Raw genomic sequence first — 10,098 nt, forward strand, 5'->3', positions numbered from 1 at the left:
TGGGAGGGCCGCCTCCGCCGGAGCGGAGGCGGCCCCATCAGCCGATCACTCGCTCGGCCAGCCGGTCTCGATCTGTGTGAGAACCTCATCCGTCGAAGTTCCGTTGACCCAGGCGACCATGCCCTTCCAGAAGGTACCGGCACCGACGGCACCGGGCATCAGGTCACTGGCGTCGAAGCGGAACGTCGTCTCCTCGTCCTGCAGGATCTTGATGGTCTCCTGGAGGATCGGATCCTGAGCGCTCTCGGGATCGAGGCCGTTGTTCGCCGACGTCACGCCGCCGAGGCTGACGCGCGCGTTCGCCCACTCCGGGCTGGACAGGTACTCGAGCACCTGCTGCGTCGCCTCCGAGTCGCTGAACGCTCCGACGATCTCGCCGCCGCCGGTGACCGTCGTCTCGCCCTCGGTCTCACCCGGGAGGATGAACGCCCACACGTCGCCGTCCTCGGCGACCGTCGTCCCCTCAGGGAAGAAGCCCGACAGGAACGAGGCCTGGTGGGTCAGCGCGCAGCTGCCGTCTGCGATCGCGGGTGCGACCGCGCCGAATGCGGTGGAGTTGATCGAACGGACGTCGCCGAAGCCGGCGTTGACGTAGCTCGGGTTCAGCAGGATCTCGCCGACGGAGTCGAACGCCGTCTTGATCTGCGGGTCGGTGAAGGGCACCTCACCCGCTGCCCACTGCTCGTACACGTCGGTCCCGGCCTGGCGAAGGACGTAGTCCTCGATCCAGTCCGTTCCCGGCCATCCGGTCGCCGTGCCGGACTCGAAGCCGGCGCACCACGGTGCGGCCCCCGTCGCCGACTGGATCGTCGCGGTGAGAGCGTTCAGCTCGTCCAGAGTCTTCGGAACCTCGACGCCCCACTCGGCGAACTTCGCCGGCGAGTACCAGATCCACCCCTTGACGCTCGCCATGAGGGGAGCGCCGTAGAACGTGCCATCCACCGTGCCGTAGTTGACCCAGTCCTCGGTCCAGTACTCGTTGGCGTTCTCGACCACCGGCTCCGGCGCCGGCTTGAGGAAGTCGCGCGACGCGAAGTCGGCGAGCAGCCCCGGCTGCGGGAAGATCGCGATGTCCGGCGGGTTCCCGCCCTGTGCTCGCGTGCCGAGCTGCGTCTCGAAGTCCTGGCTGCCCTCGTACTTGATGTCGATGCCGGTCTCTTCTTCGAAGTCCGCCCAGGATTCCTGCAGCAGTTCGGCTTCGCCCTCGACGATCGTCCCGTAGATCGTGACGGTCTCGCCGTCGACGTCTCCGCCCCCGCCGTCGCCCCCGCCGGTCGGCGCACCTGGAGCGCCGCATCCCGCCAATGCGATACCGGCAGCACCCAACAGGGCGAGCGGCGCGATCAGCCTCTTGCGCTGCGAAAGAGTCATGTGATTTCTCCTCCTCGAGTTCACGTCCCCAGAAGAATCGACCGTCTCGTCCGCGGCCGAATCGGGAACCGATTCCAGGCCAACCTACTTGCCCGAAGCCGCCCGGCACAATGGCGAATCATCACAACCCGACAACCTTTTGCCCGCTTCGCCTCATTCACATGGGAGCGCTCCCGTGGCGATCATGTGGAACCGGTTCCGTTTCGCGGCCCCGCGGACTATCCTCGACTTCGTGCGCTCTGGAGCGCGCGGTGTCGAGGAGGACGCATGAGCACGATCGCGGACGTCGCTGCGCGAGCCGGCGTGTCCAAGGCGACGGCCAGTCGCGCGCTCAGCGGTCGCGGCTACGTCTCGGACGAGACGCGCGAGCGGGTGGTGGATGCCGCACGGGAGCTCCTCTACGTCGCCCACTCCTCCGCGACCAGTCTGGCCACCGGCCGCACCGGCACGATCGCGGTGATCGTCCCGACGCTCGATCGCTGGTTCTTCACCGAGCTGGTCGCCGGCGTCCAGGAGTCGCTGCTGGACGCCGACCTCGATCTGGCGCTCTACGACATCCGCGAGGGCAGCCGCATCCGCGAGCGCGTCTTCGAGGAGGTCCTCCCCCGCCGCCGATTCGACGGACTCATCGCCGCCGGCATCCAACCCAGCGCCCAGGAGCTCGAGCGCCTGCTCCGCCTCGACCGAGCACTGGTCGGGGTCGGCCCATACAGCGAAGGCGCGAGCGCGATCTCGATCGACGATCTGAGCGTCGCGCGCATCGCGACCGAGCATCTGCTGGACCTGGGGCACACCGACATCGCGTTCATCGGCACTCTCGATTCCGGTCAGGACAGCGTCGGCGACGAACGGCGCCTGGCCGGGTACCGGGATGCGATGTCGACCGCGGGCGCCGAACCGCGGGTCGCGTTCGCGCAATCGTCGATGTCGAGCGGATACGCGGCCGCGGCCGACCTGCTCGGCGACCGGCGCTCGCGCCCCACAGCCGTCGTCGGAGTGTGCGACGAAGCTGCGATCGGAACCATCATCGCCGCCCGTCGCCTCGGTATCGCCGTCCCATCCCAGCTCAGCGTCATCGGCATCGACGACCACCGCGACGCGGAGATGTTCGCGCTCACGACGATTCGCCAGCGCCCGCGCGAGCAGGGTCGCGAGGCCGTACGCCTGCTGCTGGCCCGGCTCGAGGATCAGGATGCCGAGATCGAGCACGTGGCCGCGGCATCCACGCTCGTGATGCGCAACTCGACGGCCGCACCGGCATCCTGAGTCCTCGTACACGCAGAAAGGCCCCGGGCGAACCCGGGGCCTTTCGAAGCGTTCAGACGCGGTGATTACTTGAGGGTAACCGTGGCGCCTGCCTCTTCCAGAGCAGCCTTGGCCTTCTCGGCGGTCTCCTTGTTGGCGCCCTCGAGGACGGCCTTGGGAGCGCCGTCGACGACGGCCTTGGCCTCGCCGAGGCCCAGCGAGGTGAGCTCGCGGACGGTCTTGATGACCTGGATCTTCTTGTCGCCGGCAGCCTCGAGGATGACGTCGAAGGAGTCCTTCTCCTCTTCAGCCTCAGCAGCGCCAGCGCCACCAGCGGCACCCGCGACGGCGACGGGAGCAGCAGCGGTGACCTCGAACTTCTCCTCGAACGCCTTGACGAAGTCGTTGAGCTCGACGAGGGTCAGGCCGGCGAACTGCTCGAGCAGCTCCTCAGTGGTGAGCTTAGCCATGATGTATCTCCTAATAGATGGGGTTTGTTGAACGAGAACACCGGTCGCTTACGCGGCCTCGGCGGTCTCCAGCTTTTCGCGAAGCGCGTCGATGGTGGCGGCAGCCTTGCCCATCGTCGCCTTCATCATGCCCGCAGCCTTCGCCAGCAGAACCTCGCGGCTCTCGAGGGAGGCGTACTTGTTGACCTCGTCGGCGGAGAGCGCGTTGCCCTCGAAGATGCCGGCCTTGATCACGAGAAGCGGGTTGGCCTTGGCGAAGTCACGAAGAGCCTTGGCAGTGGCGACGAAGTCACCGTGCACGAACGCGACAGCCGACGGACCCTTGAGGTCGTCGTCCAGCGCGGTGATGCCAGCCTTGTTGGCGGCGATCTTGGTCAGCGTGTTCTTCACCACGGCGTACTCAGCGTCCTGACGGATGCTGTTGCGCAGCTCCTTGAGCTGGGCAACCGTCAGACCGCGGTACTCGGTCAGCAGAACGGCGGACGAGTTCTCGAATGACTTCGTGAGCTCGGCGACCGATGCATCCTTCTGCGCCATGGTCACTCCTTGGTGTGTACGAGGCGCCTCACGGCGGTGAGGCACCGACCTCGACCTTCACGGCAACAAAAAAGCTCCGGCGCAAGCGCACGGAGCTGAATCAGTTCGTGTCCTGCGCGGGCCCCTGCATTGCAGTGCTTCGATCGCCCTGCTCGCGCACGACGATGACCAGCGGTCTTCGGTTACGACAAGGATACCTCGGGGAACTCGTCCCGACAAATCGAGGGTCAGTGTCGATGCGCCGCGCGGCCCGCGTGTCCCGCGAGCGCATCCGCCGCCCTGACGAGAGCGAGATGCGACAGCGCCTGGGGGGTGTTCCCCGCCTGGCGCCGCTCGAGCGGATCGTACTCCTCCGCCAGCAGGCCGACGTCGCTGGCGAAGCCGCACAACCGCGTCATGAGCGACTCGGCATCCTGGGTCCTCCCGCTGGCCGCGTACTGCTCCACGAGCCAGAAGCTGCAGGCCACGAACGGATGCTCGTCGCCGGGTAATCCGTCGACACCGGTCGCGGCGCGATAGCGCAGGAGCAGGCCGTCACGCATCAGGGTGTTCTCCATACGGGCGACGGTGCGCAGCATCCGCTGGTCGTCGGCCGCGCAGAAGCCGACCTGCGGAAGGACGAGCAGGGAGGCATCCACTTCATCCGTCTCGTAGTGCTGCACGAAGTGGCCGTCCTGATGGATGCCGCGGTCCTCGATCTCGGCGCGCAGCGCATCGCGCACACCGGCCCACTTCTCCGCGTCGCCGACCATGCCGTGCTCGCGCACCGCGCGCACCCCGCGGTCGAGCGCCGCCCACATCATGACCCTCGAGTGCGTGAACCAGCGCGGCTCGCCGCGGATCTCCCATATCCCGTTGTCCGGCCGGCCGGCACCGGCGATCACCCGTTCGATGAGCGCGCGCTGCAGCGGCCAGGAGAACTCCGTCTCCTCGACGCCTGCCAGCCGTGCGGCTTCCAGTGCGACCAGGACCTCACCGATGACGTCGCCCTGGTACTGCGACACCGCGCCGTTTCCGATCCGCACCGGGGCGGCGCCGTCGTAACCGGGTAGCGAGACGAGTTCGCGTTCCTGAAGGTCGCGCTCGCCCGCGATGCCGTACATGATCTGCACCTCGTGCGGTTCACCGGCGACGGCGCGCAGCAGCCAGCGCCGCCAGTGCTCGGCCTCGCGCAGGAAGCCGTGCGTGATGAGCACCTCGAGCGTGAGCGCGGCATCCCGCAACCAGACGTAGCGATAGTCCCAGTTCCGGGAGCCGCCGAAGTCCTCGGGCAGCGACGTCGTCGCTGCCGCGATGATGCCGCCCGTGTCGCGATGGGTGAGGGCACGGAGCGTGAGCAGCGAGCGCGTCACGGAGTCGCGGTGCGAGCCCTCGTGCTGGATGCCGCTCGCCCACCCCTGCCACCACGAGCGCGTCACGGCGAGCGATCGATCGACCTGGATCGGCTGCGGTGTCTGCTGCGAGGAGCCGAACCAGCTGAGGATCAGATCGACGGTCTCGCCGGCGGCCACCGTGAACGTTCCGACGTGAGCGTGATCGCTCGCATTCAATCGGACTCCGCGGACGACCACGGCGTCCGGGCCTGCTGTCGCCCACAGCGCCGGCTCCGCGTCGGTCCCGATCTGCCGCACCCACGGCAGCGCTCTCGCATAGTCGAAGTGGAGCCGCAGTTCTGTCTCCAGATCGACGACTCCGGAGATTCCGACGACCCTTCGCACGAGGTGCGTGCGCTCATCGTGCAGCGAGAGGAACTCCTGCACCTCGGCCACGCCCTCGGCGGTCTCCCACCGACTGACCAGGATGAACGTGTCCGGAAGGTACGACCTCGTCACCTGCGCCGGCGTCGTCGGACGCAGACTCCAGCGGCCATGCGCCGGCTCACCCAGAAGAGCCCCGAACACGGACGGGGAATCGAACCGGGGAACGCAGAGCCAGTCGACGCTGCCGCCCTTCGAGACCAGCGCCGCCGTCCGGCAGTCGCTGAGCAGCGCATAGTCTTCGATCGGTGCCGGCATGGGGCACGAGTCTGGCATGCTCAGCGCGGTCGGGCAACGGTCTGGCGGCGCACGTCGTCGGCGTCTACTGTGAGCCCCATGCGCGACGAGACGACCTCGGACGAGACGAGTCCGATGGCAGCCCCGGTCCATGCGACACCCGACGACACGACGACCCTCGTCGTCTTCGGCGCCTGCGGCGATCTGAGCTCGCGTCTGCTCCTCCCGGCACTCGGTCAGTTGCTCGCTCTCGAGCAGTCGCGCAGGATCCGACTGATCGGCGCGGATCGCGAGGACTGGACGGACGATCAGCTGCGCGCGGTCGTCGCCGCCTCGTTCTCGAGCGCGGATGCCGAGGCGAGCGTCGACCAGCTGTCGATCGAGTACCTGCGCTGCGACCTGATGGAGCCCGACCAGGTCCGCGCGCTGCTGGGCGGACTCCCCGAAAGGTCGGCGCTCTACTTCGCCGTACCGCCCTCCGTCGCAGCGGCGGCGTGCGCATCGCTGTCCCCCGACGACCTCCCCGCCGGATCGATGCTGGTGCTCGAGAAGCCGTTCGGCACGGACGAGGCGAGTGCGGCAGAGCTCAACACCACCCTGACGCGGCTCGTTCCGGAACGGCAGGTGTTCCGCGTCGACCACTTCCTGGGACGCTCGACGACGCTGAACCTCCTCGGCGCACGGTTCGCGAACCGCCTGCTCCCACCGGTCTGGAATGCCGAGCACGTCGAGTCGGTCACGATCGTCTTCGACGAGAGTCTCGGCTTGGAAGGACGTGCCGGCTACTACGACGGGGCCGGCGCCATGGACGACATGATCCAGAGCCATCTGCTGCAGGTGCTCGCGGTTCTCGCGATGGAGGAACCGGCGGCGCTCGACGAGATCGACTTCCGCGAGGCGACCACCGCGGTGCTGCGTGCGACGCACGTGTGGAAGGACGATCCGGTGTCCGCATCGCGACGGGCGCGCTACGCCGCCGGCACCGTGGGAACCGTCCCGCTGCCTTCCTACGTCGACGAACCGGGGGTCGACCCCTCGCGCGGCACAGAGACTCTGGCCGAGGCGACGTTCGAGGTGCGCAACGCACGGTGGGCAGGTGTGCCGTTCACCTTGCGCTCCGGCAAGGCCATCGGGGACCCCCGACAGCTCATCACGGTCCGCTTCCGCCCGGTCCGCCACCTGCCGAACGGGTTCACGGGGTCCGCCGAGGGCGCGGAACTGCGCTTCTGGCTGGGGCCCGACCGCATGGATCTCGAGATCAACGTCAACGGCGCGGCCGACCCCCTCGAGCTCGAAAGGGCGACGCTGTCCACCGAGTTCGGCGAAGGCGCGCTGCGAGCGTACGCGGAGGTCCTCTCCAGCATCCTGGACGGCGACCCGATGCTGGCGGTTCGCGGCGATGCGGCCGAGCAGTGCTGGCGGATCGTCGATCCGATCGCGCGCGCATGGGAGCACGGCGACGTGCCACTCGAGGAGTATGCCGCGGGGTCGGGCGGGCCGGCTGGTTGGACGACGTCGCACTGAGCCTCCCGCGGTGGGTCGGCTCTGCCGCGTCGGCGGTCGGGGTTATGGTCTATTGGTGACCCCGGAACTCCAAGCGCGCATCATCGCGGACTCCCGCGATCGCGTCGCATGGCTTCGCGCCAGGGCGCGCGGGATCACGGCGACCGACGTCGCCGGTCTGTCCGGCGAGAAATCGATCGCTCGCGCCGCCGATTCCAAGCTCGGCAACGGCGCGCGCTTCGGGGGCAATGCGTATACCGACCACGGTCGACGGCGCGAGCCCGAGATCGCTGCTTGGGTGGCGGCGACCCACGGCATCCAGCCGTCGTCGGCGTTGTTCCGCGCCGAGCTCGAACATCGGCACCTGGCGACTCCGGACGGCATCATGGAGGACACGGCTGGCCGCGTCATCCTGGCCGAGATCAAGACGACGAACAAGGACTGGCGGACGATCCCTCGGACGTATCTGCGACAGGTCTGGTGGCAGCAGCACGTCCTCGGCGCCGAGCGCACGCTCTTCGTCTGGGAGGAGCACGACCAGTTCCGGCCGATCCACGACGAGCCTCGATGCGTGTGGATCGACCGCGACGACAAGGAGATCGGTCGGCTCGTGCACATGGCCAACCGGCTGATCGACGAGCTCTACCACCGCACCACAGGGCAGCAGCCGCCGTCCAGGATCGCCCCGACGGACGACCGGCGCGCGGCACTGCGGGAACGGGACATGTTCCGCGCCCTCGCCCTTTCGGACTGACCGCTCAGCGCTCGAGGACCCGCGTCGCCTCTGCGGCGATCTCCGCCGCGATGGCGTCGAGCAGCTCGGAACGCAGGTTCCACTGCTGCCAGTACAGCGGCACGCGGATCGGCTCCCCGCCCAACGGCCGAAGGGCGCCTGAGTCGGTGCCTTCGGACGCCTGGAGCGCGGGAACCATCCCCCAGCCGAGACCGAGCGTGACAGCCAGCGCGTAGTCGTGAGACGCCGGCACATAGTGCCGCGGGACGCCGACCTCGTCGACGCCCTGCGAGGCGAGCCAACTGTGCTGGAGCGAATCCCGCCGGTCGAAATCGACGAACGGCGCGCGTTGCAGCGATGCCGGCGTGACACCATCGGCGAACCAGCGCGAGACGAACTCGGGCGTCGCCATCGCCTGATAGCTCAGCACTCCGAGCGGCGCCACGGTGCAACCGGCCACGGGTGAGTCCTCTGAGGTCACGGCAGCCATGACCGTGCCCGACTCGAGCAGTCGTGCGGTGAAATTCTGGTCATCGCGGTGGAGATCGAAGTCGATCCGCCGATCACGCGCCAAGCGGGCCAGGGGCGACAGGAACCACGTCGCCATGGAATCCGCGTTCACCGCGAGCGGCACCGCGATCCTGGTCGCCTCGGCGTCGTCGAGCCCGAGGTCGGACAGGGCGTCGTGCTCGACGAGCGCCACCTGCCGCGCGAGCCGCACGATCGCTTCGCCCGCCGCGGTCGCCGTCGCCGGCCGGCCGCGCACGATGAGCACACGCCCGACCTGCTCCTCGAGGCTCTTGAGGCGCTGGCTGATCGCCGAGGGCGTCACGCTGAGCGCGCGGGCAGCCTGATCGAGGCTTCCCGTGTCGACGATCGCGGCGACCGTCGCCGCCGCCTCCAAGGGGATGCGGTTCACATTAACCAGCCTAATGCACCATCAGGAATCATCGCTGTACCTAATCTGACCTCCTCGTTAGCGTGGAAGCATGCTCCCCGTTCTCGCCGGTCTCGGCCTCGGTCTGTCGCTCATCGTCGCGATCGGGGCGCAGAACGTCTTCGTCCTGCGTCAGGGAATCCGACGCGAGCACGTTCTCGCGGTCGTGATCATCTGCGCCGCGTCGGATGCCGTCCTGATCGCGGCCGGAGTGGCCGGACTGGGCTTCCTCGTCGAGGGCGCACCCTGGCTCATCCCCGTCGCCCGCTGGCTGGGATTCGCCTTCCTGCTCGGCTACGGGGTGCTCGCTGCCCGACGGGCATGGCGGGGCACGGCTGACACGCTCGACCCTGGACAGGACGACGCCGCGCTCGCTGGTCGCCCCGCCGGCCCGGTGACTGCCGTGACCGGGACTCGGACGGTGACCGCAGAGCTCCCGACGACCGCGCGTGCAGCGACTCCTGTCGTCCTGACCGCCCTCGCGCTCACCTGGCTGAACCCGCACGTCTACCTCGACACCGTGTTGATGCTGGGCTCCATCGCGGCGACGCACGGCGAAGATCGCTGGCTCTTCGCGACAGGGGCCATCACGGCCAGCTGCCTGTGGTTCACAGCGCTCGGATTCGGCGCCCGTCATCTCGGACGCTGGCTGCGGACACCACGCGCGTGGCGGGTCCTCGACGCGGTGATCGCAGTCGTGATGGTCGCCATCGCCGCGACCCTCATCATTCCGGTGCTGCAGGGCTGACGGGTCGCAGCCTCTTCGGCCGGACGCTTCAGCTGAGCCGGTCGATCTCCTCACGCCTGGCGGCCACGATCGTCCGGATCGTCTGTTCCGACAACGGGTCATCGAGATGGAACCTGATGGTGCCCTTGCCTCCGATATGGCTCTCGAGCTGCGCTGAGACGGAGGTCACGACGGCCGCACTGAAGGGATACACCCCGAAATGGGTCTTGGTCCGCTTGACCGAGACCAAGGGCCGGCCACGATAAGTGAGCGCCGGCATTCCGTAGCCGACACCTTGCTCCGCCTCGGGCACAAGCTCGAGGGCGATCCCGTACACCCGGCCGACAGCTGCGCGATCCGCGTCGATGAGGGAGTCGAGATAGTCGTCGACGGTGCCCATGGCACGATCCTGCCACGCGGCTCACGCGAAGCGCGAGCGCTTAACGCAAAAGAGGCCACCCCAGCATTGGGGTGGCCTCTTTTTAAAAGAAGTCCGGCGGTGTCCTACTCTCCCACAGGGTCCCCCCTGCAGTACCATCGGCGCTGTGAGGCTTAGCTTCCGGGTTCGGAATGTAACCGGG

The 10,098-nt window shown here is 68.2% G+C and carries 10 protein-coding genes and 1 rRNA gene; 4 read left to right on the forward strand and 7 right to left on the reverse strand.

All coding sequences use genetic code 11. The features are described from left to right. Nucleotides 1-45: 45 nt before the first annotated feature. A complete protein-coding gene (locus ACFCYE_RS15555) occupies nucleotides 46-1,371 on the reverse strand; it encodes an ABC transporter substrate-binding protein (protein ID WP_376180133.1) in 1,326 nt (441 codons plus the stop codon). 267 nt (nucleotides 1,372-1,638) lie between these two features. Between ACFCYE_RS15555 and ACFCYE_RS15560 the strand changes: the two genes are divergently transcribed. Further along, nucleotides 1,639-2,637: a LacI family DNA-binding transcriptional regulator gene (locus ACFCYE_RS15560; RefSeq protein ID WP_376180135.1), complete on the forward strand. Its 999-nt coding sequence runs from the start codon at nucleotides 1,639-1,641 to the stop codon at nucleotides 2,635-2,637. Between the two features lie 65 nt (nucleotides 2,638-2,702). Here the strand turns inward: ACFCYE_RS15560 and rplL are convergent, their stop codons facing one another. From rplL to ACFCYE_RS15575, 3 genes are all read right to left on the reverse strand, one after another. Further along, entirely contained in the window at nucleotides 2,703-3,086 is a 384-nt protein-coding gene (gene rplL / locus ACFCYE_RS15565; RefSeq protein ID WP_029261007.1) for a 50S ribosomal protein L7/L12, read from the reverse strand. 48 nt (nucleotides 3,087-3,134) lie between these two features. Then, nucleotides 3,135-3,623 carry a 50S ribosomal protein L10 gene (gene rplJ / locus ACFCYE_RS15570; protein ID WP_376180137.1) on the reverse strand — a complete coding sequence of 163 codons (489 nt, stop codon included), beginning with the start codon at nucleotides 3,621-3,623 and terminating at the stop codon, nucleotides 3,135-3,137. 227 nt (nucleotides 3,624-3,850) lie between these two features. Continuing rightward, nucleotides 3,851-5,638 carry a glycoside hydrolase family 15 protein gene (locus tag ACFCYE_RS15575; RefSeq protein ID WP_376180139.1) on the reverse strand — a complete coding sequence of 596 codons (1,788 nt, stop codon included), beginning with the start codon at nucleotides 5,636-5,638 and terminating at the stop codon, nucleotides 3,851-3,853. A 114-nt stretch (nucleotides 5,639-5,752) separates the two neighbouring features. Between ACFCYE_RS15575 and ACFCYE_RS15580 the strand changes: the two genes are divergently transcribed. Together ACFCYE_RS15580 and ACFCYE_RS15585 are read left to right on the forward strand one after the other, a co-directional pair. Then, on the forward strand, nucleotides 5,753-7,141 hold the full coding sequence (locus ACFCYE_RS15580; protein ID WP_376180180.1) for a glucose-6-phosphate dehydrogenase: 1,389 nt from the start codon (nucleotides 5,753-5,755) through the stop codon (nucleotides 7,139-7,141). Nucleotides 7,142-7,196: 55 nt separating this feature from the next. Then, nucleotides 7,197-7,874, forward strand: coding sequence for a YqaJ viral recombinase family protein (locus ACFCYE_RS15585; protein ID WP_376180140.1), 678 nt, complete (start codon nucleotides 7,197-7,199; stop codon nucleotides 7,872-7,874). A gap of 4 nt (nucleotides 7,875-7,878) precedes the next feature. On the opposite strand, the gene ACFCYE_RS15590 is transcribed toward ACFCYE_RS15585, so the two are convergent. Beyond that, entirely contained in the window at nucleotides 7,879-8,772 is an 894-nt protein-coding gene (locus tag ACFCYE_RS15590) for a LysR family transcriptional regulator ArgP (RefSeq protein WP_376180142.1), read from the reverse strand. A gap of 70 nt (nucleotides 8,773-8,842) precedes the next feature. Between ACFCYE_RS15590 and ACFCYE_RS15595 the strand changes: the two genes are divergently transcribed. Further along, a complete protein-coding gene (locus ACFCYE_RS15595) occupies nucleotides 8,843-9,538 on the forward strand; it encodes a LysE/ArgO family amino acid transporter (RefSeq protein ID WP_376180144.1) in 696 nt (231 codons plus the stop codon). Between the two features lie 28 nt (nucleotides 9,539-9,566). Here ACFCYE_RS15595 and ACFCYE_RS15600 read toward each other — a convergent pair whose 3' ends face one another. Together ACFCYE_RS15600 and rrf are read right to left on the reverse strand one after the other, a co-directional pair. Continuing rightward, entirely contained in the window at nucleotides 9,567-9,917 is a 351-nt protein-coding gene (locus tag ACFCYE_RS15600) for an iron chaperone (protein WP_376180146.1), read from the reverse strand. A gap of 91 nt (nucleotides 9,918-10,008) precedes the next feature. Beyond that, a 5S ribosomal RNA gene (gene rrf, locus ACFCYE_RS15605) occupies nucleotides 10,009-10,098 on the reverse strand; the annotation flags it as partial.

Origin of the sequence: Microbacterium sp. NPDC056234 (assembly GCF_042267585.1) — a bacterium.
In the GTDB taxonomy this organism is placed as follows: Bacteria; Actinomycetota; Actinomycetes; order Actinomycetales; family Microbacteriaceae; genus Microbacterium.